Genomic DNA, 23,895 nt, shown 5'->3' with positions numbered 1-23,895 from the left:
GCTCGGCGTCGGTCAGGTCGTCCAGCTCGACACTCACGTCTCACTCCCGCGCCCCGGTCCACGCCGCGGCGCAACGAAAAGCCCCCGACCGGAAGGACGGGGGCTTTTTCGAGCGCTCCGACCTTTTAGCGGGATTTAACGTGGCCGCAAGCCGGTCGGCTCAAATTCCACGCGAGCTTTTATACGGATCGCGCCTCTGCCGTGCAAGCCTTGCGCTGTTGTTTGGCTTTACGCCGGGCCGCCGGACGTAGTATCCGCGCTGTTCGGTTTTCTTTCCTGGCTCCATGGACGCACCCAGTCTCGAAACCCTGCGACAGCAAATCGACAAGATCGATGGCGAGTTGCACGGGCTCATCCGCCAACGGGCGTCCCTGGTTGGCCAGATCGCCGCCGCCAAGACGGCCGGCGGTCTCGCCATGCGGCCGGGCCGTGAAGCGCAGATCCTGCGTAGACGGCTCGCAACGCACGACGGCGTCTTTCCGGTCGCTGCCGTCTATCGCATGTGGCGCGAGATGATCAGCGCTTTCGCGCTGATGCAGACCAAGAACCTCAGGATCGCCGTCTGCCGGCCGGCGGACCAGCCGGGCTATTGGGATGTCGCGCGCGACCATTTCGGCTGCCAGATCCCGATGGTGGCCTATGAATCGCCGGCCCAGGTGCTGGCCGAGGTGCGGGCGAGCCCCGCCACCATCGGTGTCGTGCCCGCGCCGATCGAGGCCGACACGGCCGCGTGGTGGCCGCTGCTCGCCAGCGGCGAGCCGACCTTGCCCAATGTCGTGGCGCGCCTGCCGTTCCTGGTCATGCCCAATGCCCGGGCGCGCGACATCTCTGCCCTGATGCTGGCGCGCATCGAGCCGGAGGAGAGCGGCGACGATCGTGCCCTTCTCGTCCTGCAGGCACCATCGGGCATCAGCCGCAATCGCATCGCCGGCGCCCTTGCGAAGGCAGGCCTGCCCGCCTTCACATCGGCGCTGGACCAGATTGCCGGCGGCATGCATCACTACCTGCTCGAGGTGCCGGGCGTGATCGCCGATGGCGACGAACGGTTGCGCAGCGTCGAGAAGGCCTTGGAGCTCGACCGCGGCAGCATCGCCGCAATCGGCGCCTATGCGGTGCCGGCAAACGCTCGGCCCTGATCGTTTCGTAACGGGAGAATTGCCATGAGCGCGCTCGCGCCGCGGCCCGGCATCATGAAGATCGCGCCCTACGTTCCGGGCAAGGACTCGGTCGACGGCAAGGAGCCGATCGCGAAGCTGTCCTCCAACGAGGGGGCGCTGGGGCCGAGTCCGAAAGCGATGGCGGCCTACGCCAAAGCGGCGACCGAGCTGCATCGCTATCCCGACGGCGCGGCGGAGAAGCTGCGCGGCGCGATCGGACGCCACTACGGCCTCGATCCGGCACGCATCATCTGCGGCGCGGGCTCGGACGAGCTGCTCAATCTCCTGGTGCGCGCCTATTGCGGCCCGGGCGATGAGCTCGTCTACAGCCAGTATGGCTTCCTGATGTATCCCATCAATGCGCTCGGCGTCGGTGCGACGCCCGTGGCCGCGCCGGAGAAGGACTATCGCACCGACATCGATGCGATGCTCACCAAGGTGACGGACAGGACGCGCGTGGTGTGCCTCGCCAACCCCAACAATCCGACCGGAAGCTATGTCACCAAGGACGAGGTGCGCCGCCTGCATGACGGCCTGCCCAAGAACGTGCTGCTGGTGATCGACGCCGCCTATGCCGAGTATGTGAGCCGCAACGACTACGAGTCGGGCGTCGAGCTGGTGGATCGGGCCGAGAACGTCGTCATGACCAGGACCTTCTCCAAGATCTACGGCATGGGCGGCCTGCGGCTCGGGTGGATGTACGGGCCGGCGGGCATCGTCGACACGATCAACCGACTGCGCCAGCCCTTCAACGTCAACCTCGCCGCCCAGATGGCCGGGATCGCGGCACTGGCCGACATCGCCCACACCGATGCCAGTCGCACCAACAACGACATCTGGCTGCCCTGGCTCGGCGCGGAGCTCGCCAAGCTCGGCCTGAAGCCCCTGCCCAGCGTCGGCAACTTCCTGCTGGTCGGGTTCGGCTCCAAGGAGCGCGCCGGGGCGGCCAACGACTGGCTGATGCAGGACGGGCTGATCCCGCGCATGGTCGGAGGTTACGGGCTGCCCGAACATCTGCGCATCACCATCGGCACCGAGACCGAGGTGAAAGCCGTCGCCGCCTCGCTCGCCCGCTTCGTCGCCGCCAGCAAATGAAGGCGGCGATGTTCGACAAGATCGCGCTGATCGGCATCGGCCTGATCGGCGGATCGATCGCGCTCGCCGCCCGTCGGGCGGGACTCGCCGGGCAGATCGTGGCAGCCACCCGGCGCGCCGAGACGGCGGCCGCGGCCCGTCGCCTGAAGCTGGTCGATCACTGCGGCACCGACCTCGCCGCCGCCTGCGAGGACGCCGACATGGTGATCGTCTGCACCCCGGTGGGCGCCTGCGGCGCCGTGGCCAAGGCGATCGCACCGGCGCTCAAGCAAGGCTGCATCGTCTCCGACGTGGGCTCGGTGAAGCAGTCGGTGATCGAGGCCATGAAGCCCCATCTTCCCGCCGGCGTGCACTTCGTGCCGAGCCATCCCGTCGCCGGGACGGAAAATTCCGGTCCCGAGGCGGCCTTCGCCGAGCTGTTCGATGGCCGGTGGACCATCCTGACGCCGCTGCCCGACAGCGATGCCAGGGCGGTCGACCGCACCGAGGCGTTCTGGAAGGGCCTCGGCAGCCAGGTCGACCGGCTGGATCCTGCCGATCACGACCGTATCCTCGCCATCACCTCGCACCTGCCGCACCTCATCGCCTACACGATCGTGGGCACGGCGGACGATCTTGGCGGCCATCTCAACGCCGAGGTCCTGCGCTTCGCCGCCGGCGGCTTTCGCGACTTCACGCGCATTGCCGCCTCCGATCCCACCATGTGGCGCGACATCTTCCTCAACAACCGCGAGGCGGTGCTCGAGGTGCTGTCGCGTTTCCAGGAGGATCTGTTCTACCTGCAGCGCGCCATCCGCTGGGGCGAGGGCGACAAGCTGTTCGAGCTGTTCACGCGCACCCGCGAGATCCGCCGTGCGCTGATCCACCTCAACCAGGCGTGAGCGCGGCGCGTCCCCGCTGGGTGTTCGGCTACGGCTCGCTGATGTGGAATCCGGGCTTCGCCGCGCCCGAGACGATCGCGGCGCGCCTGCACGGCTGGCACCGCGCCCTCTGCATCTACTCCGAGCACTATCGCGGCACGCCGCAGAAGCCCGGTCTCATCCTCGGGCTGCTGCCGGGCGGAAGCTGTCGCGGCGTCGCCCACCGCCTGCCGACGAAGGACTACGATGCCGTACGGCGCTATCTCATAGTCCGCGAGATCGACAACGACGGCGTCTACGAGGAGAGCGTCCGGCCGCTCCGTCTCGCCGACGGCCGGACCGTTGCTGCGCTCGTCTACCTTGCCGACCGCAAGCATCGACAATTCGCCGGCAAGCTCGCCGCCGACAAGGCGCTTCGCTTCATCCGTCAGGGCAACGGCGCCACCGGCAGCAACCTCGACTATGTCCGCAACACGCTCGCCCATCTGACGGCGCTCGGCCTGCGCGACCGGGCGCTGGAGAAACTGGCGCGCAGCGCTCCCCCGCAACGACGTTAGCGGTCGATGCCGTCCTTGAAGATCGCGTTGATCATGAAGCGCCACTCGTCGCGTGCCTGTTCGGCGGTGAGCCCGAGCCGCTCGCGCAGCACGATCCAGCTTTCGGGCGCCAGCACCGCCGCGAGCGCGTTCAGCGTGCGCTCCCGCCTCTCGCCCGGCAGCGCGGTCAGCTCCTGGCCAAACGACTGGGCGATCTGCTCGCGATTGTTCGAGTAGATCTCGGTCGTCTTGTCGGCGGCTTCCTTCGAGCGGCGGCACAGCGTCTCGACGAAGGTCCACATCGGCCGCAGCGACTCGTAGCGCCCTGCGCGGCTGCTGACGACTGTGGAGATGCGCTCTTCGAGCGGCTGGCGCACCCCCGGCTCCTGCGGCTGCGCTTTCCAGCCGCCCAGTGCCCGACCGAGCACGGCGACATAGAGCTCGGCCGTATCGGCGAAGTGCTGAAAGACCGTGCGCGCGGACACACCGGCCAGCTTGGCGATGTCGCGCACGATCGGCGCGACCTCCCCTTCCATGGCGAGTGTCAGCGTGGACGAGACGATGGCCTCCCGTGTTCGGGCGACACGGTCACCGCGACCAGCGTGCTGAACCTGAGGTGCCCGAACCGACGCTTCCAGTTCCATACTCTGCATCCCCTGTGAATGGTCGCTCATGATTTGCGATCACGTCGCACGACTGACACTATTCTCGATTGCCGACCGATCGACCTCACAATCGATAAAACAATTGCGGTCCGTCGCCAATACCGAGGCGGTGAATGCGCTATCATTTTGTGCGGCGTAAGCATTTTGTAAGTTAAGGGCGATCCATGAAAGATAAAGGCTTTTCAGGGGCTTCCCTCGCGGCGCAGGCGATGGGCTGGATCGACCCCGTCACCCGGGCCGTCGTGCCGCCGATCCACATGGCAAGCACCTACCAGCGCGACGAGGACAACGGCTACAGTTCGGGCCGCATCTATGCGCGGGCCGACAACCCGACCTTCGACCAGGTCGAGGCGACCCTGGCGGCGCTCGAAGGGGGCACCAAGGCGCTGGTCTTCTCGTCGGGTATGAGCGCCGCCAGCGCCTGTTTCCTGGCGCTCGCGCCAGGCGACCATGTCGTCGTGCCCAAGGTCATGTATTGGGCCTTGCGCAACTGGCTCGCGACCTTCGCCACCCACTGGGGTCTCAAGGTGGACTTCGTCGATGCGGCCAGAACCGACGCGATCGCATCCGCGGTCAAGCCGGGTGCCACGAGACTCGTATGGCTCGAGACGCCGGCCAATCCGACTTGGACCGTCAGCGACATCGCCGCCGTGGCCAGGATCGCTCATGCGGCAGGCGCGTCGCTGGCGGTCGATTCGACAGTCGCGACGCCGGTGCTGACCCGGCCGATCGAGCTTGGCGCCGACATCGTCATGCACTCGGCCACCAAGTACCTGAACGGCCATTCCGACATCATCGCCGGCGCCCTGATCGGCGCCCGCGACGACGCGCACTGGGCAAAGCTGCGAGGCATTCGCAGCCAGCTCGGCACGATCCTGGGCCAGACCGAGGCATGGCTGCTCATGCGCGGCATGCGCACGCTGTTCCCGCGCGTGCAGTGGGCCTGCCGCTCGGCACAGTCCCTCGCCGAGCGTTTCGCCGCCCATCCGATGGTCGCCGAGGTCCTCTATCCGGGCCTGTCCTCGTTTGCCGGCCACGATATCGCCGCGCGGCAGATGAAAGGCGGCTTCGGCGGCATGCTGTCGGTCAGGACGAAGGGCGGCGAGCGAGCCGCCATCGCCACCGCGGCGCGTGTCGAGCTCTGGAAACGGGCGACATCGTTGGGGGGCGTCGAAAGCCTGATCGAGCACCGCGCCAGCATCGAGGGGCCGGGCACCCCCTGCCCGCCCGACCTCCTGCGCCTCTCCGTCGGCGTCGAAGACAGCGACGATCTCTATGCCGATCTCGACCAGGCCCTGCGCCGCGCGCACAACGCTTAGAGCCTATCCGGAAAGAACTTGAGTCGGAAGAATCTGTTGTGATTCATTGTTCGGCACTCTGTGGTTTGAGACAGGTGCCAGATGTGGACGACAGAGCATCGTCGGGCTCATGAGCGCAAGGCGCTGCGCTACCCCAGCGATTTGACGGATGCGGAATGGGCACTGGTGGCGCCGCTGATTCCCCCCGCCCGCCGTGGCGGGCGGCCGCGCGACGTCAATATGCGGGAAGTGCTGAACGCCGTGTTCTATCTGCTGTCGACCGGTTGCCAGTGGGACGCCTTGCCCAAAGACCTGCCGCCCAAGAGCACGGTGTACGACTATTTTGCGCTCTGGCGCTCGGATCGGACTCTGCTGCGCCTGCATCAGGCCCTGTATGTCCAGGTGCGCGAGGCGGCGGGACGCAAGCCCGAGCCGACAGTAGCAATCCTCGACAGTCAGAGCGCCAAAGCGGCGCAAAAAGGGGGGCCTCGATCGATCCGCAAGGCTACGACGCGGGCAAGAAGGTGACCGGTCGCAAGCGACATATCGTCGTCGATACGCTCGGCCTGTTGCTGAACGTCGTCGTCCATCGCGCCAATGTGCAGGATCGCGACGGCGTCCGCCGGCTGCTGCGCAACGCAAGACGCCGCTTTCCCTCGATCCTCAAACTCTTCGCTGATGCCGGTTATCAAGGGCCACGCGTCGCCCAAGTCGTTGCCGATATCGGCTCCTGGCAGATCGAAATCGTCAAGCGCACCGAGGCGCACAACTTCAGCGTTCTGCCCAAGCGATGGATCGTCGAGCGAACCTTCGCCTGGATCTCTCGCAACCGCAGGCTCGCTCGTGACTTCGAACGCTACGCCTGCACCGTCGTCGCCTTCATTCGCCTTGCCATGATCCGACTCATGCTCAGGCGCTTGACCAGGCCAATACATTGTTCCTGAATCACAACTTCTCGGATCGGCTCTTAGAGGTAGATTGCGCAACCCCGGGCTTCGAGTTCGGCGAACCATTCCGGCGGCTCCAGGGTCGTGACCCAGCGAAGGTCGAGCTTTTCGAGCCGCGGCAGGGTAACGAGCCCTTCAGGGAGGCGCCTGACAGGATTTCCCCTGAGATCGATCTGGCGCAATTCACGTAAGGCAACGACGGCGTCCGGCAAGGTGGTGAGTCGGTTGTTGCGCAGATGTAGCTCGCGCAGCCGGACCAGGCGCGAGATGGACGCCGGCAGCTCGGTCAGGCGGTTGTCGGTGATCCTCAGCTCGATCAGGCCGACCATCGCTGTTACCGGATCGGGCAGAACATCGAACTCGTTCTCGCTGATGTTGAGATAACGCAGGCGCGTGAGGGCCTTGAACGACGGCGGCAGCACCGCGAGCTCGTTGTCGTGCAAGTACAGGAAGTCGCGTCCGTAGGTCGGTTTGCTGCCACACCTGATCGGGAACCACGCCCAGTCTCTGCTTCCACAGCGAAAGATGGAGTCCGGAGAAACTGGTCATGGCGGAATCTGCGTCAGGGAAAATCCCTCGCGCAGCGGATCGTCGGCATCGAAGCGGAAGCGGCTTTCGCCGGTGAAATGGCCGCGCCCACCCACTTCGACCACCACGGCCCTGCGCAGGCCTATTGGAGGCGCTGAACGCAACGCGCAACCGCTGAAGACAGCACCGGTGCAGCTTTCGAACAGCCGTCGCTCTCCTGGCTGTGCCTGGCGTCGTGCCATCTGCAGCGCCATCCGCGCGCTCACGCCGCTGCCGGTGGGACTGCGATCGACCTGCCGGCCGGCGAAGACGCAGACATTGCGACTGGGCACGTCGTTCGCACCGTCTCGGCCGTCGGTCAGGATGGTGCCGTAGAGAAAGGCGAGATCGGGCGCTTCGGGATGGTCGATCGGTATCGCCTTGGCAGCCGCACGCGTGATCTCCTCGCCGGCGTCGGCGATCGCCTGCATCGGCGAATGGTGCAAATCGAGACCGATCGAATCGGCGGCCAGGAACACATAGAACGCGCCCCCGTAGGCGATATCGACCGCGAGCGGCCCCCAGGTCCTGGTGGGCACCGTTCGGTCGAGGGCATGGACGAAGGACGGCACGCTCTCGAAGCGCACAAAGCCATCGTCCGCCACATGCGCGACCACGAGGCCGCAGGGGCATTGCAGGCGCACGACCGTCTCGCCCGCCTGCCGCTTCACGCGACCGCTCTCGACCGCCCAGCGCGCGAGCGCGATCGTCGCGTGGCCACACATGGTGCTGTAGCCCTCGTTGTGCATGAACAGCACCGCGAGGTCGGCCTCCGGATGATCGGGCTCGACCAGGAGCGCGCCGTACATGCCGTCATGGCCGCGCGGCTCGAGCATCAGGCCGCGCCGCAGATGGTCGAACCTCTCCTTCGCCTCCCGCCTCTTGCCGAGCAGTGTGCGGGCTTCGAAGGGCGGCCAGCCCTCGACGACGATGCGGGTCGGCTCGCCGCCGGTATGCATCTCGACGGTGCCGACGATCACTTGGCTGTTCCGAAGACCTGCGGCAGGGCGACGCCGATCCGCTCGTTCATCATCTCGATCGAACCGTCGGTGTAGGCCGCGATCTTGGCGCAGGCGAGATGGCGTGCCAGGGGATGGTCGGCGCGCAGGCCGTTGGCGCCCATCGCCTGGATACAGTCGGCGATGCGGGCGAGCGTCCTCTCGGTCGCGAACTTCTTGGCGTAGGCCGCCGGCAGAACCGCGTCGCCGCCCTCGTCGATCAGGCGCGCCGCGCGATAGGCGAGCAGTCTCGCGGCCTCGAGGTCGGCCGCTGCATCGACCAGCTTCCAGCGCACGCCCTGATGCGCCAGCACCGGCTGACCGAAGGTCCGGCGTTGCTGCGTGTAGCGCACCGCCGTCTCGAGGCTCGCCTGCAGCATGCCGCAGCACATCGCGGCCACATAGGCACGGGCGCCGTTGATGCCGGCCAACGCCGACTTGAAGGCCTGTCCCGGCGGCTGCAGCACCGCCTCGTCCGGCGCGACGTAGTCGACCAAGCGAAAGCCGCCGACACCGATGGCGTGACCGCCATGCAGGGCGAACGGCGGCTCGCGATGGAAGCCCGGCCGCTCGGCCTCGACCGCGAAGCAGGCAATGCCGCGCCAGCCCTGCGCCTTGTCGGTCTGGGCATAGACGACCGAGAGGCCGGCGACGGCGGCATTGGTGATCCAGGCCTTGGCGCCGTTCAGTTTCCAGCCGCCTTCGACACGCTCGGCTTTGGTTTCCAGCGCCGCGAAATCGCTGCCCACGCCAGGTTCGCTCAAACCCGCACAGCCGATCAGATCACCCGCGATCATGCGCGGCAGGAGCCGCTCGACCTGCCCGGGCTGGCCGTCGCGCGCGAACCGCGCGCAGGCATTGTGGTGATTGATCAGCGCGAAGGCGAAGGCGAAGTCGGCCTTGGCGATCTCCTCGTAGGCGCGCAGCTTGCAGGAGAAGGAAAGCCCTTGGCCGCCAAGCGCCCTGCCGAGCTCGATGGTGTTGAGGCCGGTCGCGCAGGCGGCCTTGATTGTCTCCAGGGGATAGCGCCGGTCCCACTCCCACTGCGCGGCCTGGGGCGCGACGTGCTCCTCGGCGAAGACCCGGGCCCGGGCCACGACCGCGCGCTCCTCCGCAGTCAGAATTTCGTCCAGCATGACGGTGAGATACACGAATGGACCTCGGGCGCAACCGCGGGCTAGAATATCGTCAACGCGGGTGTAGCTCAGGGGTAGAGCGTCGGCTTCCCAAGCCGTAGGTCGCGGGTTCAAATCCCGTCGCCCGCTCCAGATCTTCGCCGGGCAGGACACGTCGCATGGACTCGGTCGTTTCGAAGCCGGCGGCGACCGGCGATCTCGCGGCCGACGTTGCCGCCTTTTCCCGATACTGGCACGAACAGGCCTCCCTTCTCGCGCGCCTGCCGGCCAAGCCGAAGCGCAGCACGGCCGAATTCGATACGGCCGAAGCGATCAAGCAGGCGGCGCGCGAGGCGCGGTTTGTCTTCCTGCGCGCCCATGCCCGCACGCTCTATGACAAGCTGACCGACAGCCGGCGCAAGTTCGTGCGGCTGGAGGAGCTCGTCTACGATGCGGCCGATCTCGTGCCGGGCCTGGCGCCGACCCGCGCCGAGGTGGCGGCCGAAGCCGAGCTGCGGCAAAGCGAGAAGGACGGCTGCGAGATCGACCAGGGCATTCTTTGCAACCAGTTCCTGGCCGATCCCGAGGGCGGCCGCCACCTCTGCCATGCGATGCTGCTGCCGCGCCCCGAGTCGGCCGAGGCGCTGGCGAAGTTCCAGCGCGACGGCCGGCTCGATCTCGGCACGGCAAAGGTCGAGCGCCAGGGCAAGGCGGCGGTGCTCCTGTTCGCCAACAAGCGGTTCCTCAATGCCGAGGACAACGCCACCCAGATCGCGACCGAGATCGGCGTCGACGTCTGCACCCTCGACCCGCGAAGCCAGATGGCGGTGCTGCGCGGCGATGTGGTGACCGAAGGCAAATATGCCGGAAGACGCGTGTTCAACGCCGGCATCAACCTCACGCACATTTACTACGGCAAGATCCCGTTCCTGTGGTTCCTGATCCGCGACATGGGCTTCGTGAACAAGATGTTCCGCGGCCTCGCCCGGCCGGAGGTGACGCCCGACGAAGTGTCGGGCGATTCGATCGAGAAGCTCTGGATCGCGGCCGTCGACACCTTCGCCATCGGCGGCGGCTGCCAGATCCTGCTCGCCACCGATTTCAACATCGCCGCCAACGACGCCTACATGACCTTGCCGGCGCGCAAGGAAGGCATCATCCCGGCGATGGCCAACCTGCGCATGTCACGTTTCGTGGGCGACCGGGTCACACGGCAGGCGATCATGTACGAGCGCCGCATCGAATGCGATTCCGATGTCGGCCGCCTGATCTGCGACGAGGTCGTGCCGCCGGACATGGTGGATGCCACCATCGTGCGCGTGATCGACCGGCTTGCAACATCGGGTACCGTGGGCGCGATCGGCAACCGCCGCGCCATGCGGCTCGCGGCCGAGCCGTTCGATCTCTTCCGGCAATATGCCGCGATCTATGCCCGCGAGCAGGCCTGGTGCCACTTCAGCCCGGCGCTGATCGCCAACCTCGAGCAGTTCTGGAACGCCCAGAGCCGGAAGGCCTGACAGAATGGGACCGCGGGCCTCCGGCCCGCTCATGAGCGCGCAAGATGCGCGCGGCCCCGAAGATCAGTGCTCCCTTGGCGCGTGCTTGCCGAGAATGCGCTGCAGCGTGCGGCGATGCATGTTGAGCCGGCGCGCCGTCTCGGAGACATTGCGGTCGCATTGCTCGAACACGCGCTGGATATGCTCCCAGCGCACGCGGTCCGCCGACATCGGGTTGCTGGGCGGCGGCGGCAGCTTGCGGCCGTGCGTGGTGAGCGCCTGCTCGATCGCATCGGCGTCGGCGGGTTTGGCGAGATAGTCGACCGCTCCCTCCTTCACCGCCGCGACCGCGGTCGCGATATTGCCGTATCCGGTCAGCACGACGATACGGATGTCGGGACGCGCCTGACGCAGGGGTCCGACCAGCTCCAGCCCATTGCCATCGCCCAGCCTCAGATCGAGCACGGCGAAGGCCGGAGGCCGCGCGGTCTGCGCCAGCGCCTCCGCCACCGAGCCGACCGCCGTCACCACGAAGCCGCGCTGTTCGAGCGCGCGCGCGATGCGATTGCGGAAAGCCGCATCGTCATCGGCGATCAGCAGCGTGCGGTCCTTGCTGTTCGTCGCGCCAGCAGCAACGGGCGAGACGGAGCGATTGGCGCCTGTGTCCTGGCTCATCTGGTCCTCCGATCTGGCGGCTATGTAGCCTTGAAGACCGGATTTGGCCAGCGCACGACGACGGCGGCCCCATCCTGACCACCGCCGCGATTGCCGAAGCTGACCGAAGCGCCGGTGCGTTCCAGCAAGGTTTTCGCAATGAAGACCCCTAGACCCATGTGGCCTTCCACGCCCTGGCGAGTCGAGATGAAGGGCGTGCCCAGCTCATCGAGCAGTGCTTCCGAGAAACCCGGGCCGTCGTCCGATACTTCCACTTCCGACCATTCGGCCGTCCAGCGTGTGGAAATCTGCACCTCGCGCCGCGCGAAGGACACCGCGTTGTGCACAATATTGCCGACGCCCTGCATGATTTCCGGACTGCGCACCTGGATAGGCGCGGTCCTGGGCGTGCCCTCGCCGATCGGCCCCGCTTCGAAGGAAATGGTGATGCCCTCGCGCCGACAGTGCTGCGCCGCCGCCTCGATCAGCGCCGGCAGCGGCACCACGGTATAGGCTTCGGAGACATCTCCGGCCGGATCGACGGACAGCCGGGCGAGGATCGACCGGCAGCGGTCGGACTCGGCCGCCAGCAGCTCCACGTCCTCGCGCAGCGGATCGTCGGGCTCGACCTCGCGCAGCATCTCCTTGGCGGCCACGGTGATGGTCGAGAGCGGCGTGCCGAGCTCGTGCGCGGCGGCGGCGGCAAGCGCGCCCAGTGCGGACAAACGCTGCTCCTGTGCCAGCGCCGCCTGGGCTGCCGCCAGGGCATCGCTCATCTGGCGGGCCTCCTCGGCGAGCCGCCAGCCGTAAAGCGTGATCAGGAGCGTGGTGAGGCTGAGGCCCGCCCAGAATCCGGCCTGGTAGATCTCCGGCAGCTCGGGCGCGATGCCGAGCCACGGCAGCGGCTGGTGGACGAGCGCGAGCACGCCGATGCTGGCGATCGTGAGCAGCGAGAGCGCGATGTTGCTGGCGAGCGACAGGATGGTGGCGCCGATCGCCACCGGCGCGAGCAACAGAAGCGCGAAGGGATTGGTGAGGCCGCCGGTGAGATAGAGCAGGACCGCAAGCTGCACGATGTCGAACGCGAGGAAGATCGTGGCCTCGCGATCGTCGATGCGGACCGAGGCCGGCCGCCCGAGGCTGACCGCGAGATTGAGCAGGGCCGAGAGCGCGATCGCGCCGCCGACCGGCAAGAGCGGCAGGCTGAAACCCAGACCCCAATGGACGACGGCGGCGGTGAAGAGCTGCCCGGCAACCGCTCCCCAGCGGATCAGCACCAAAGCGCGCAGCCGTACGCCGCCGCGCGGCGGCAGGATCGGGCTGGCGGCGGCGAGCGGCGCTCTCTCGGCCGGCGACGACGAAGTGCCGTTGGGCGCCGCCATGCCGCTACTCCTCGACCATCAGATGCTTGCGATGCACGGTGATGAAGAGCGGAATGCGGCGCTGTTTGCTGCGGTCGGGCGGTTCCTTAACGAGTCGCCCGATCTCGCCCAGGATCAGGCCGGTGATGGTCGGCAACGGAAGCTCGCGCGCCTCGTCGAGCCTCACCCAGCGTATGTCGCCCATCTCGCTCGAATGACGGATCTCGCCGGTCGCATCCTCGGCCCGCGCCATGAAGAAACGCGCATTGAAGCGGCGCGGCCGGCCGGGCGGCGTCACGGCACGCGCGATCAGGTCGAGGCAGTCGAGCGCCGGCGCCATGCCCGTGTCGAGAAAACCGCGCCAATGCTCGCCATAGTCCTTCTTCGGCGCACCGCCCTCGAGCGGCTTGGCGAGCATCAAGCCGGTCTCCTCGAACGTCTCGCGCACTGCGGCGACGCCGAGGGCGCGGGCACGCCGGGCCGATGCGGCCTTCCGCAGCCGCTCGTCGACATGGCGGTCGAGCGGCGTCGCAATGGGCACATGGGCGTCGGCGAGATCGACCCTTCCGCCGGGAAACACGTAGCGGTTGGGCATGAAGGCATGCCTGGCGTCGCGGCAACCCATCAACACCTCGGGCACCTTGCCTTTCATGCGCACCAGGATCAGCGTCGCCGCATCGCGCGGCCGCATATAGGGATACTTCTGGTCGATCTTCTCGACCGGACGCTCGCTGCCCGGTGTCGGGGTCGGGACCGCATGGTCGTATCCTTTGTCCGTTCCGCGCACGACAGCGCCGGCAGGTACTGCTCTCTTGGTCATGGACGCGACGATAATTTGTCATCCCGAGCGAAGCGAGGGATCTTTGGCTCGGAACGACCAGCCGACCGGCGTATCGGGCCGGAACACGACGATGCTCTTGTTGCTGCCCGGCACCTCGACGCGCTCGGGCGCCTCGAGCGGCCGCGCCTGCAAGGTGATGCGCTCCTCGTTGGCCGGCAGGCCGTAGAAGCGTGGGCCGTTCAGGGAGGCGAAGGCCTCGAGCCTGTCGAGGGCCCGCTCCTCCGCGAAGACCTGGGCATAGACCTGCATGGCGACCGGGGCGTTGAACACGCCGGCGCAGCCGCAGGCGCATTCTTTGGTATCGGCCGTGTGGGGCGCCGTATCGGTGCCGAGAAAGAAGGCGGAATGGCCCGAGGTGGCGGCGCGCCGCAAAGCGAGACGATGCTCTTCGCGCTTGGCGATCGGCAGGCAATAGAAGTGCGGACGGATCCCGCCCTTGAAGATCGCATTGCGGTTGTAGCTCAGATGATGCGGCGTGATGGTGCCGCCCAGCCGGCCGGAATGAACCTCGACGAACTGCACGCTCTCGCGGGTCGTGATGTGCTCCAGCACGACCTTGAGGCCCTGATGGCGCTCGAGCAGCGGCACCAGCACCTTGTCGAGAAACACCGCCTCGCGGTCGAAAATGTCCACGTCGGGATCCGTCACCTCGCCATGAACGAGGAGCGGCATGCCCGCCTTCTCCATGCCGTCCAGCGCCCGGGAGATTCTTTCCATCGAGGTGACGCCGTGCGCCGAGTTCGTCGTCGCATGCGCAGGATAGAGCTTGGCCGCAACCCAGACGCCCTCGCGCTTGCCGCGGACAAGTTCCGCAGGATCGGCGTCGTCGGTCAGGTAGCAGGTCATCAACGGTTCGAACGCGAGGCCGGCCGGTATCGCCTCGCGAATGCGCTCGCGATAAGCGGCCGCCTCGTCGACCCTGGTCACCGGCGGCACGAGATTCGGCATGATGATGCCGCGCGCGAATTGCCGTGCGGTATGGACCGCGCAGGCGGCGAGCATGGGACCGTCGCGCAGATGGACGTGCCAGTCGTCGGGGCGGCGGATCGAAAGCGTGGCGGGCGTGGACATCGCCGCTTTCTACGCTTGCTCCGCGACCGGCTCCAATGTTGATTGCGGGCATGACAGATCTGAAAGAGGCCATCGCCTTCGCCCAGGCCGCAGAAGCCCGGTGGCCGCGCAGCATGCATATGCCCGACGGGCAGTTCGTGATGACCTACGATTCCGGCGAACGGCCGCCGGACAACGAAGTGCTGGGACCGGTCGCACCGCGCGGCGGCGCCTCGGGCATCGTCTACCAGGGCGGCCGGCTGCTGGCCGAATGGGGCGACACGGCTCGGGCCGACATGACCTTCAGCGTCGCCAAGAGCTTTCTCTCGCTGCTGGCCGGGCTCGCGCTGGGCGACGGGCTGATCCGGAGCCTCGACGACAAGGTCGCGGCCTATGCGCTCGACGACGGCTTCCAGAGCGAGCAGAACAAGGACATCACCTGGCGGCATCTGCTCACGCAAACCAGCGAATGGCAGGGCACGCTGTTCGGCAAGGAAGACCGTATCGACCACAACCGGGTCGTCGGACTCGCTGTCGCCGAGGCGCCCAAGGGCACGCGGCGGGCTCTCCGCAAGCCCGGCAGCTTCTACGAATACAACGACGTCCGCGTGAACCGCCTCAGCCTTTCGCTGCTGCAGGTCTTCAAGGAACCGCTGCCCGCCGTCCTGAGGCGCCGCATCATGGACCCGATCGGCGCCTCGTCGGGCTGGCGATGGGACGGCTATCGCAACTCGACCGTCACGATCGACGGCAAGCCAATGGTCTCCGTGCCGGGCGGCGGCCACTGGGGAGGCGGCATCGTGATCTCGGCACGCGATCTCGCGCTGGTTGGCCTGCTGGTGGCACGGGGCGGTCGCTGGAACAGCCGGCAGATCCTGCCCGAGGGCTGGACAGACGAGCTCGTGAAGCCGTGTGCCGTAGCGCCGTTCTACGGCTTGTTGTGGTGGCTCAACACCGATCGGCGCCAGTTCGCCGCGGCGTCGGAGAGAAGCTATTTCGCGCTGGGCTGGGGCAGCCATATCGTCTGGATCGATCCCGACCACGACCTCATGACCGTGCTGCGCTGGATCGACCGCAAGCAGGCGGCGGGCTTCGTCGAGCGTCTCCTGGCTGCGATCGCGAAATGAGTCTCGACTACTCCGCCGTGCCGCGCCTGCCGGACGGCCGCACGGCGCGCGAGCATATCGAATCCGTTGCCGCTCTTTCCCAGGCCGTGCGCGTGCCGATGGGAAATGGCGGCCAGATGATGTGGCACATCTGGGGAGCCGGCCGGGGCAAGCCGGCTCTGATGCTGTTCCATGGCGGCTCGGGCTCGTGGATCCATTGGATCCGCAATGTCGTGCCGCTCTCGCAGCACTATACCGTCTATGCACCCGACCTGCCGGGCCTCGGCGACAGCGACCCGCCGGACGATGTGCGCGACATCTGGTCGGTCACCAAATGCGTCCGGACCGCGGTCGATGCAATCCTGCCGGGGAACCAGCCGTTCCGGCTCGTCGGCTTCTCCTTCGGCGGCATGGTTTCGGGGCATCTCGCCACCCTGATGCCCGAACGCATCGAACGCATCGTCCTGGTCGGCGCCGGCGGCCTCCGGGCGACGCGCAGACCCGGTCCGAAGCTGCACAAGCTCCTGCCCGAGATGCCGGCCGAGACGCTCGCCGACGAAGCACGGCGCAACCTCGGGATCCTGATGCTGCACGATCCGGCCAAGGTCGATGGCGTGGCGATCTACATGCAGATCCTGAACACCACGCGCGCCAGGACGCGCAGCCGCGACATGGGAATCGCCGGCGCCCTCAGCAACGTGCTGCCGCAGGTCCGCACGCCGCTCGCCGGCATCTGGGGCGAATTCGATTCGACCACCTATCCCTACATCCAGGAGCGCATCGACCTCTTCCGGGCACTGCAGCCGGATTTCGAGATGAACGTCGTCGAGGGCGCCGGCCATTGGGTTGCCTATGAGGCGCCCGAGGCGTTCAATGCCACGTTGATCGAGATTCTCGCCCGCTAGCTGGGAGCCAGCGATGAAGACAGAAGTCACCGAGATCGCCGACAGGATCTACCGGCTGTCCACGTTCGTGCCCGCGGTCGGGCCGACGGGATTGGCGTTCAACCAGTTCCTGATCGATGCCGATGAGCCGATGCTGTTCCACTACGGTCAGCGCTCGCTCTTTCCGCTCGTGTCGGAGGCGGTGAAGAGCGTGATTCCGCTCGCCAAGCTGCGCTGGACAACCTGCAGCCATGTCGAGGCCGACGAAAGCGGCGCGCTCAACCAGTGGCTGGCCGCGGCGCCCAACGCCACACCGGCGCACGGCCAGGTCGGCTGCAACATCTGGCTCACCGACATGGCAGACCGCAAGCCGCGCGTGCTGAAGAACGACGAGACGGTCGATCTCGGCGGCAAGAAGGTGCGCTGGCTCGACACGCCGCACGTGCCTCACAACTGGGATGCCGGCCTCATCTACGAGGAGACGACGGGCACGCTCTTCAGCAGCGACCTCTTCACCCAGGGCGGCGCCTGTCCCGCGACCACGGCCTCCGACATCGTCGCCCCTGCCATCGCAACCGAGAAGGCCGTGCCCTTCATGCCGGCGACACCACAGGCCGCGCCGACGCTCCGCCGGCTGGCGGCGCTTGCACCGAAGACCATCGCCCTGATGCACGGCCCCGCCTTCACGGGCGATGGTGCCGCCGCTCTCGATGCCTTGGCCGACTACTATGCCGGCAAGATGAGCTAACGGGTCGCCGAAGGCGCATCAGGTCCAGGCCTGAGGCCCAGCGAGGCGAGGTAGCTCCATCGGATCGTCGCGTTGGCAAGAGGAATGCCCGCGAGGTATTGCGCGACGGCACGATCGACGAGGGCGGGTGGCGGCTTGTCGCGACGTTTGCCGTCGACGAAGGCAACGATCTCGTTCCATCCTTCGGGCCGCGAAATCGAGACCACCGTCGAGGGCGAGTCCAGGTTCTTGTAGGTCCAGAACGCCCAGCCGATATCGTGCGCCTCGTGCAGCGTGCGGAAGGCCGCGTTCCACTGGTCAGTAAGCTCGCCCGTCTCGCCCAGGAACAGCGGCACGTTGTAGCGGTTTGAGAAGTTGAGATGCCGCTGGATCGAGTCGCGCTTCGTGCTCGCCCAGAACGAGTGGTAGGTATAGGCCAGATTGGGCGCGAACGGCGGACCGAGCATGTCGAAGCTCGAGCTCCACTGGCCGCCGGCGAGAAAGACGACCCGGCCCGGATCGACGGCGCGGATCGCCGCGGTCAGCCGCTTGTAGAACGGCTCGAGACGTGGATTGAGGGTTGCGGTGTCGTGATAGGGCGCGATCGGCTCGTTCAGGAGATCGTAGCCCAGGATTGTCGGATTGCCGGCATAAACCTGCGCGATCGCCCGCCACAGCTTCACCGTGAGGTCGCGATCGCGCGGCACGTAAAACATCAGCGGGTAGCCCGGCCCGTCGTCATGGTTGATGCCGGTCTGGCCGCCAGGGGCGGCGTGCAGGTCGAGGATGACGTAGAGCCCGGCCTCGCGTGCCCAGCCGATCACCCGGTCGAGCAGCGCCCAGCCCGGCCCCGTCATCGCGCCATCGTCGGCCATGAACAGCCCGTAGTGGAGCGGGATGCGCACGACATTGAAGCCGACCGACTTGATGAAGCGAATATCGTCCTGGGCCACGTAGCGATCGCGGAATTCCGCCCAGAAGAGGGCTGCCTCGGCCGGTCCCAGCAGGCGGTCGAAGGCCTGGTAGATCTGGTGCGGCGCCTTGGCGACCTCGAACTTGAACATATAGCCTTCGGGCATCAGCCAGTTGCCGAGATTGATGCCCTTGAGATGCAGCTCGTGGCCGTCGGGGGCGATGAAGTGCTTGCCTTCGATTCGGACGAGCCCCCCTTGCGCGAAAGCCGGCGCGTACAAGCCGAGCAGAACCACGACGATTGCCGACACGAAGCGCATGACGTCACTCTAGCAGGCGAATAAGGTCGGGCCGCATGATTCTTGCCGCCCTGCTCCTGCCGGTCGCGATCGGCCTTCTCCTGCTTTGCGTGCAACGCTTCCGAGTTCCCACGTTTCTCGCCCTGATCGCCGTGGTGGTCGGGTACGGCATCGCGGCCGACATGACCGTCCAGTCGATCGGCAAGGCCTTCGGTCTCGGCTTCGCCTCGGCGCTGGAGCAGGCCGGCCTGCTGATCGTCGCGGGGAGTCTCCTGTGCCTCCTGCTGATCAAGCAACCCCTGCCCGGGCCGGCGGCGGCCGCGGCAGGTGCATTGGCCGGCCTTGGCGGGTCGGCCGCAGGCGGCTTGGCGCTGCTTCAGCCCGCCGGCAGCGGCGCACCGCGCCGAACGCTGGGACTCGCCTTGACCCTGCTCGCGGTGCAGGCGCTGGTCGTTCCCGCCCCGCTCGCCGTGGCGGCGACCTCGGTGTTCGGGACCGCAGCTTCGTTCGAGCCGTGGATCACGCTGCCGACCGCGATCGTCGCAGCCACGGCCGGCTGGCTCTTCGCCCTCTCGTGCACAGCGCGCGACACCGAACGCGGCCGCCTCTCGGTAAGCTGGCTGGCCGTGGCCATTCCCCTGGCCTTGTTGATCGTCCAGGCGATTGCCCAGATGCCGACGGAGCCCTTGGGCAAGGGTGGCGCGCGCGAGTTCTACACCGGCATCAGCCATCCTCTGATTTTGCTGGTTCTTGCCGTGGCGCTGGCTCTGCTTTTGTCGCGGCGCTGGCAACCGGAGGCGCTCGCCGACATGCGCTGGGCACCTTTGCTTCTCACGGTCGGCGCGGCCGGCGGCTTCGTCCGCGTGCTCGACGAGACGGGCATGGCCGAGCTGCTGGCGGAGTACGTGCTCGACCCCAGGCTCGGCCTGCTGGTCCCTTTTCTCGCCGCCGCCATCGTCAAGACCATGCAGGGCAACTCGCTCTCCGCCGTGCTGACGGCATCGGGCATGGTCGAACCGCTTCTGCCGGCGCTCGGCCTCGACAACGACGCCGGGCGTGCGCTCGCTGCCGCCGCGGCGGGCGCCGGATCGATCGCCATCTGCCATGTCAACGATCCCTTCTTCTGGATCGCCGCCCACATCGCGGGGCTCTCGCCCGCGCGCGCACTCCGAACCATCTCGCTCGGCAGCGTCGTCGTCGCCGGCGCCGCCCTGGTCGTGGTCGCCCTGTTGCGCCTCGTTCTCTAGTCGAGCCTCACGCCCGAGGCCTTCACGGCCGGCGCCCAGTGCGCGCGGTCCGCCGCCAGGAACTCGGCGAAGCCGGCGCGGCCCGCCGGCGGCATGTCGAGGCCGAGATCGTCCTGCCAGCGCTTCTGGACCTCCGGCGTCGCGAGCGCCGCCGCGAGCGCCGCTTCGAGCTTCGCCAGGATCGGCTCCGGCGTGCCGGCGGGCGCGGCAATGCCGTACCACGAGGTCGCGATGTATCCCGGCAACGTCTCGGCAATCGTCGGAACGTCCGGCGCCGCCTTGGAGCGTTCGGCGGAGGTGACAGCGAGCCCTTTCAGCTTGCCGTCACGAACCTGCGGCAGCATCGACGGCATGTTGGCGAACATCATGTGGACGGTGCCGGCGATCAGGTCGCCGTAGGCGACGCCGGCACCCTTGTACGGCACATGCTGGATATCGATGCCCGCCATCGTCTTGAACAGCTCGCCGCTCAGGTGCAGCGACGTCCCGGGACCGGACGACGCGAAGGCGTACTTGCCGGGTTCTTTTTTGCAGAGCGCAATGAGTTCGGCCATGTCACTGACCGGCAGCGAGCGCGTCACGCCGAGGAAATTGGCGAGCAGCGCCACGCGCGAGATCGCCACCAGATCCTTGTCCGGATCGTAAGACAGCTTGCGGTAGAGCATGGGGTTCAGCGTGTGGCTCGACACGGAAATAAGGCCGATCGTGTAGCCGTCCGGCGCCGAGCGGGCGAGCTCGGCGGTGCCGATATTGCCGCCGGCGCCGCCCTTGTTGTCGATCACGAACGACTGGTCGAACGTATGGCCGAGCCGGTCGCAGATCAGCCGGCTCACCGTATCGGTTCCCCCCCCCCCCCCCGCCGCGAACGGCACGATGAAGCGGATCGGCTTGGCCGGCCATGCCGTGTCGGCGCGCGCTGCGAAAGACGGTGCGATCGCTGCAGCGCTGCCCAGCAACAGATGACGGCGTTTCATGAAACCCTCCACGCTTTCTTCTTGGCCCGACCATAGCGGTGCCGTTAGCGTGAAGCCGAATGGATTCGACGGAGGAAATGGCGCTGCCGCGGCCGGCGACGCGCGAGTTGCTGGCATCGCCGGATTTCCTGCGGCTGTGGCTGGTCGGCGCCTTTGCCAACGCCATGCGCTGGCTGGAACTCCTCGCTTCGGGTCTTTTCGCTTACGAGGTCACCGGATCGGCGTTGGCCGTCACCGGTGTCGTCGCCGCCCGCCAACTGCCGCAGCTTTTCCTCGGCGCCTTCGCGGGCGCCGTCTCCGAGGCCGTCAATCGCAAGCTGATCGTGATGCTGTCGCTCACCGTACCCGCCTGTGTGTCGGCGGTATTGGCGACGCTCGCCATGACGGGTCATCTCGCCTTGTGGCATGTGGCGCTGGGCAATCTCGTGTCGGGCAGCATGTGGGCCACCGAGATGTCGACACGGCGGCGCATGGTGGGCGAGGTCGCGGGCTCGCAGCGCATCGTGCCGGCGATTGCGCTGGACTCCACGACCTCGGCGGCGACCCGCATGATCGGCCCGCTGCTGGGCGGGGCGGCATTCCAGTGGCTGCATATGAGCGGCACCTACACCATGACGGCGCTCGTGCAGTTGCTCGGAGCGCTCGCCATGGCGGGGCTGGCCCACAGCCAGGTCACGCGCCGCCTCGCCCTCGGCCACATCTTCGTCGACATTGCCGAAGGCTTCGCGTTCGCGCGGACGAGGTCGGTGATTCTGCTGGTGTTCGGCATCACGATCGTCACCAACGCCTTTGCCTTCGCCTATTCGGCCCTGGTGGCGCCGCTCGGCCTCGGCGAGTTCGGTGTCTCGCCGACGCTGGTCGGCCTGCTCGCGGCCGGGGAGCCGCTGGGCGCCCTGGTCGGCGGAGCATTGATCGCCGCGGGCTTCCTGCGCATGGACCGCCGGCTCGCCTTCGCCGGCGGCGCCGCCTTCTTCATGTGCACCCTGATCGTGATGGCGCTGTCGCCCTCCTACTGGCTGGCAGTCGCCGTGATGATCGCGGGCGGCTTCGGCACGGCGGGCTTCGGCAACATGCAGTCGACCTTGATGCTCACCGAGGCACCGGCCGAGATGCGCTCGCGCCTGATGGGTATCGTCACCGTCTGCATCGGCACCGGTCCGCTCGGCGTGCTGGCGATTGGCCTGCTTGCCGGCATGCTCGGTCCGCGCGACGCCATCGTCGTGATGGCAAGCCTCGGCCTCGCCGCGACGATCGCGCTTTCGGCCGCGCTGCGCCGCCGCTAGTCGAGGACGATGCGGGGGAAGTAGAACGACACGACCCAGTTCGGCACATCGACGATCGAGCTGATGCGCAGATCGGCGCAGACGCTGCAGAGCATATAGGCGTCGACCGGCGCATAGCCGTAGCGCTTGCTCAAGAGATCGACCATCTCCGACACCGCCATGCGCGCGCCGGCCATCAGGTCGGGACCGATGCCGGTCGTCACCTCGTAGCCCTTCTTGTCGAAATGGTCGGTCACCGGACCGCGCGTCACGTAGCGCGGCGAGCGCAGGCTGGCACCCTTCACGAGGTCGATTTTCAACGCCACGTCGATCGGGCTTTCGATCGCCGTGCCGCAGACCTCGCCGTCGCCCTGCGCCGCGTGGGTGTCGCCGACCGAGAACAGGCCACCCTCCACCTCGATCGGCAGATAGAGCTCGGCGCCCTCGAACAGGTCGCGCACGTCCATGTTGCCGCCGACATTGCGCGGCGGGATGATGCTGTGCAGCCCCGGCGCCGCCGGCGCGACACCGATCGTGCCCGTCATCGGCCTCAGCGGAACGCGCCCGCCGGGCCCGTACATCGCGGGTGCGAGGCCCGGATCGTAGTTCCAGTGATGCAGTCTCGCTTCCGGGAACTGGTCGGCGAGCAGGCCGAAGCCGGGGATGTTGCCGGTCCAGCCCCAGCCGGACGGCTTGAACGACAGGATCGTGACCTTCAGGGCGTCGCCGGGCCTCGCGCCGTCGACGTAGATCGGCCCGGTGACCGGATTTACGAAGGCGAGATCGAGCCTGGCGAGATCCGCCGCCGCCGAAGTCTTCGAGAGCTGGCCCGACGACGCATCCTTGGTCTCGAACTGGACGGTCTCGCCGGGCGCGATGGTGAGGCACGGCGGGAAGGCGTTGTTCCAGCCGTGATGGATGTGGTCGCGGTGGATCGTATGGTTGGCGTGATCGTGCATGACGCTCCCCCTACACCGCGACCGTGAGCGCGCCGTCGATCACGAGGTTGGTGCCGGAGATGCGGCTCGCCATCGGGCTCGAGATGAAGACGACGCCGTTCGCGACCTCCTGGGCCGTGCCGAACTTGCCGGTCGGATTGACCTTCAGCGTCGAGGCGAAGAGATCGGGCATGTTCTTCTCGATGTTCTGCCAGATGCCGCCTTCGAAATAGGTGTTGCCCGGCGACACGCAGTTGACGCGAATGCCCTTGCCGACGAGCTGCCGGCTAAGTCCCTTGGCGTAGTGGATCAGCGCCGCCTTGATGGCGCCGTAGGAACCGGCGGCGAAATCGACCTCGAAACCGGAGACGCTGGAGATCAGCACGATCGAGGCGCTTTTCGACTTCTCGAGGAACGGCACGGCCGCGGCAACCGCGTTCACCGTGTGCATCATGTCGGTCTTGAAGGATTTCTCCCAGCTCTCCGGCGAATCACCGACCGCAAGCGCGCTCACATTGCAGACCAGTGCATCGATGCCGCCGAGCTCGCCGGCGGCATCGGCGATCCAGGCCTTGAGCGCCGGCCCGTCGGCGACGTCGAGCGCGCGGCCGAAGGCCTTGACGCCCTTTGCCTTGAGAGCGCCCACCGCGGCCGCTACTTCCTGTGCGTTGCGCGCGCACAAGGCGACATCCGCTCCTTCGGCCGCGAAGCCGTCGGCGATCGCGCGACCGATGCCCTTGCTGCCGCCGGTGACGACAGCCTTCCTGCCCTTCAATCCAAGGTCCATGGCCGTTCCCCTGTCAATCGAGGGCGCCAGCGTGCCACGGTCGCACCGCTGCGGCCAGCATCGCGCATCGAGCCCAAGTAACAACGGCGGCATCGCTGCCGCCGCTGAAATCATTCCGG

23 protein-coding genes, 1 tRNA gene, 1 pseudogene and 1 riboswitch are annotated in these 23,895 nt (G+C 67.3%); of the genes and pseudogenes, 13 read left to right on the top strand and 12 right to left on the bottom strand.

Annotated elements, in window-relative coordinates:
• Positions 1-105 precede the first annotated feature (105 nt).
• Positions 106-181, bottom strand: a riboswitch (SAM riboswitch).
• A gap of 103 nt (positions 182-284) precedes the next feature.
• The 4 genes from OJF58_RS11600 to OJF58_RS11585 are packed head-to-tail and all read left to right on the top strand — an operon-like array spanning position 285 to position 3,669.
• On the top strand, positions 285-1,136 hold the full coding sequence (locus OJF58_RS11600) for a chorismate mutase (protein ID WP_300784433.1): 852 nt from the start codon (positions 285-287) through the stop codon (positions 1,134-1,136).
• Positions 1,137-1,160: 24 nt separating this feature from the next.
• Positions 1,161-2,252, top strand: coding sequence for a histidinol-phosphate transaminase (hisC, locus tag OJF58_RS11595; protein ID WP_300784431.1), 1,092 nt, complete (start codon positions 1,161-1,163; stop codon positions 2,250-2,252).
• Complete coding sequence (locus OJF58_RS11590; protein ID WP_300784429.1) at positions 2,249-3,133, top strand: prephenate/arogenate dehydrogenase family protein; 885 nt, start codon at positions 2,249-2,251, stop codon at positions 3,131-3,133. The genes hisC and OJF58_RS11590 overlap by 4 nt, the downstream gene beginning before the upstream one ends.
• A complete protein-coding gene (locus OJF58_RS11585) occupies positions 3,130-3,669 on the top strand; it encodes a gamma-glutamylcyclotransferase (protein ID WP_300784428.1) in 540 nt (179 codons plus the stop codon). The genes OJF58_RS11590 and OJF58_RS11585 overlap by 4 nt, the downstream gene beginning before the upstream one ends.
• On the opposite strand, the gene OJF58_RS11580 is transcribed toward OJF58_RS11585, so the two are convergent.
• A complete protein-coding gene (locus OJF58_RS11580) occupies positions 3,666-4,292 on the bottom strand; it encodes a TetR/AcrR family transcriptional regulator (protein ID WP_300784426.1) in 627 nt (208 codons plus the stop codon). The two genes, OJF58_RS11585 and OJF58_RS11580, sit on opposite strands and share 4 nt — an antisense overlap.
• Positions 4,293-4,477: 185 nt before the next feature.
• On the opposite strand from OJF58_RS11580, the gene OJF58_RS11575 reads away from it, so the two are divergent.
• Both OJF58_RS11575 and OJF58_RS11565 read left to right on the top strand, forming a co-directional pair.
• A complete protein-coding gene (locus OJF58_RS11575; RefSeq protein WP_300784424.1) occupies positions 4,478-5,632 on the top strand; it encodes an aminotransferase class I/II-fold pyridoxal phosphate-dependent enzyme in 1,155 nt (384 codons plus the stop codon).
• 81 nt (positions 5,633-5,713) lie between these two features.
• A pseudogene (locus tag OJF58_RS11565) lies at positions 5,714-6,555 on the top strand (IS5 family transposase).
• Between the two features lie 23 nt (positions 6,556-6,578).
• Here OJF58_RS11565 and OJF58_RS11560 read toward each other — a convergent pair.
• From OJF58_RS11560 to OJF58_RS11550, 3 genes are all read right to left on the bottom strand, one after another.
• Entirely contained in the window at positions 6,579-7,001 is a 423-nt protein-coding gene (locus tag OJF58_RS11560) for a leucine-rich repeat domain-containing protein (protein ID WP_300784423.1), read from the bottom strand.
• A gap of 102 nt (positions 7,002-7,103) precedes the next feature.
• Positions 7,104-8,105: a proline racemase family protein gene (locus OJF58_RS11555; RefSeq protein WP_300784422.1), complete on the bottom strand. Its 1,002-nt coding sequence runs from the start codon at positions 8,103-8,105 to the stop codon at positions 7,104-7,106.
• Positions 8,102-9,274 carry an acyl-CoA dehydrogenase family protein gene (locus OJF58_RS11550; protein WP_300784420.1) on the bottom strand — a complete coding sequence of 391 codons (1,173 nt, stop codon included), beginning with the start codon at positions 9,272-9,274 and terminating at the stop codon, positions 8,102-8,104. The genes OJF58_RS11555 and OJF58_RS11550 overlap by 4 nt, the downstream gene beginning before the upstream one ends.
• A 42-nt stretch (positions 9,275-9,316) precedes the next feature.
• On the opposite strand from OJF58_RS11550, the gene OJF58_RS11545 reads away from it, so the two are divergent.
• Both OJF58_RS11545 and OJF58_RS11540 read left to right on the top strand, forming a co-directional pair.
• A tRNA-Gly gene (locus tag OJF58_RS11545) sits at positions 9,317-9,391 on the top strand.
• 26 nt (positions 9,392-9,417) lie between these two features.
• On the top strand, positions 9,418-10,755 hold the full coding sequence (locus tag OJF58_RS11540) for an enoyl-CoA hydratase/isomerase family protein (RefSeq protein WP_300784418.1): 1,338 nt from the start codon (positions 9,418-9,420) through the stop codon (positions 10,753-10,755).
• Positions 10,756-10,818: 63 nt separating this feature from the next.
• Here OJF58_RS11540 and OJF58_RS11535 read toward each other — a convergent pair whose 3' ends face one another.
• From OJF58_RS11535 to pyrC, 4 genes are read right to left on the bottom strand one after another with little or no spacing between them, the layout of a single operon-like run.
• On the bottom strand, positions 10,819-11,409 hold the full coding sequence (locus OJF58_RS11535; RefSeq protein WP_300784416.1) for an ActR/PrrA/RegA family redox response regulator transcription factor: 591 nt from the start codon (positions 11,407-11,409) through the stop codon (positions 10,819-10,821).
• A 20-nt stretch (positions 11,410-11,429) separates the two neighbouring features.
• Entirely contained in the window at positions 11,430-12,770 is a 1,341-nt protein-coding gene (locus OJF58_RS11530; RefSeq protein ID WP_300784415.1) for an ActS/PrrB/RegB family redox-sensitive histidine kinase, read from the bottom strand.
• Positions 12,771-12,774: 4 nt separating this feature from the next.
• The gene (locus tag OJF58_RS11525; RefSeq protein WP_300784414.1) at positions 12,775-13,569 is read right to left on the bottom strand and encodes an NUDIX domain-containing protein; all 795 of its coding nucleotides are present in this window, start codon (positions 13,567-13,569) and stop codon (positions 12,775-12,777) included.
• 18 nt (positions 13,570-13,587) lie between these two features.
• Positions 13,588-14,661, bottom strand: coding sequence for a dihydroorotase (gene pyrC, locus OJF58_RS11520; protein WP_300784412.1), 1,074 nt, complete (start codon positions 14,659-14,661; stop codon positions 13,588-13,590).
• A 50-nt stretch (positions 14,662-14,711) separates the two neighbouring features.
• On the opposite strand from pyrC, the gene OJF58_RS11515 reads away from it, so the two are divergent.
• Genes OJF58_RS11515 through OJF58_RS11505 form a run of 3 tightly spaced genes read left to right on the top strand, consistent with a single transcriptional unit; the run spans position 14,712 to position 17,378 of the window.
• Positions 14,712-15,767: a serine hydrolase gene (locus OJF58_RS11515; RefSeq protein WP_300784410.1), complete on the top strand. Its 1,056-nt coding sequence runs from the start codon at positions 14,712-14,714 to the stop codon at positions 15,765-15,767.
• On the top strand, positions 15,764-16,651 hold the full coding sequence (locus OJF58_RS11510; protein WP_300784408.1) for an alpha/beta hydrolase: 888 nt from the start codon (positions 15,764-15,766) through the stop codon (positions 16,649-16,651). The genes OJF58_RS11515 and OJF58_RS11510 overlap by 4 nt, the downstream gene beginning before the upstream one ends.
• A 13-nt stretch (positions 16,652-16,664) precedes the next feature.
• The gene (locus OJF58_RS11505) at positions 16,665-17,378 is read left to right on the top strand and encodes an MBL fold metallo-hydrolase (protein ID WP_300784406.1); all 714 of its coding nucleotides are present in this window, start codon (positions 16,665-16,667) and stop codon (positions 17,376-17,378) included.
• On the opposite strand, the gene OJF58_RS11500 is transcribed toward OJF58_RS11505, so the two are convergent.
• Complete coding sequence (locus OJF58_RS11500) at positions 17,375-18,589, bottom strand: glycoside hydrolase family 5 protein (RefSeq protein WP_300784404.1); 1,215 nt, start codon at positions 18,587-18,589, stop codon at positions 17,375-17,377. The genes OJF58_RS11505 and OJF58_RS11500 overlap by 4 nt on opposite strands.
• 35 nt (positions 18,590-18,624) lie before the next feature.
• Between OJF58_RS11500 and OJF58_RS11495 the strand changes: the two genes are divergently transcribed.
• Positions 18,625-19,815, top strand: a complete 1,191-nt coding sequence (locus OJF58_RS11495; RefSeq protein WP_300784402.1) for a hypothetical protein — start codon at positions 18,625-18,627, stop codon at positions 19,813-19,815.
• On the opposite strand, the gene OJF58_RS11490 is transcribed toward OJF58_RS11495, so the two are convergent.
• Complete coding sequence (locus tag OJF58_RS11490; protein ID WP_300784400.1) at positions 19,812-20,789, bottom strand: tripartite tricarboxylate transporter substrate binding protein; 978 nt, start codon at positions 20,787-20,789, stop codon at positions 19,812-19,814. The two genes, OJF58_RS11495 and OJF58_RS11490, sit on opposite strands and share 4 nt — an antisense overlap.
• Positions 20,790-20,848: 59 nt before the next feature.
• On the opposite strand from OJF58_RS11490, the gene OJF58_RS11485 reads away from it, so the two are divergent.
• Entirely contained in the window at positions 20,849-22,072 is a 1,224-nt protein-coding gene (locus OJF58_RS11485; protein ID WP_300784398.1) for an MFS transporter, read from the top strand.
• On the opposite strand, the gene OJF58_RS11480 is transcribed toward OJF58_RS11485, so the two are convergent.
• Both OJF58_RS11480 and OJF58_RS11475 read right to left on the bottom strand, forming a co-directional pair.
• Entirely contained in the window at positions 22,069-23,010 is a 942-nt protein-coding gene (locus OJF58_RS11480; RefSeq protein WP_300784397.1) for an acetamidase/formamidase family protein, read from the bottom strand. The genes OJF58_RS11485 and OJF58_RS11480 overlap by 4 nt on opposite strands.
• Positions 23,011-23,020: 10 nt before the next feature.
• Entirely contained in the window at positions 23,021-23,776 is a 756-nt protein-coding gene (locus tag OJF58_RS11475) for an SDR family oxidoreductase (RefSeq protein WP_300784396.1), read from the bottom strand.
• Positions 23,777-23,895: the final 119 nt, after the last annotated feature.

Origin of the sequence: Enhydrobacter sp. (assembly GCF_030246845.1) — a bacterium.
GTDB lineage: Bacteria > Pseudomonadota > Alphaproteobacteria > Reyranellales > Reyranellaceae > Reyranella.
Note: the sequence above shows the minus strand (reverse complement) of the source record. Positions and strands in the feature narration are given on the sequence as shown.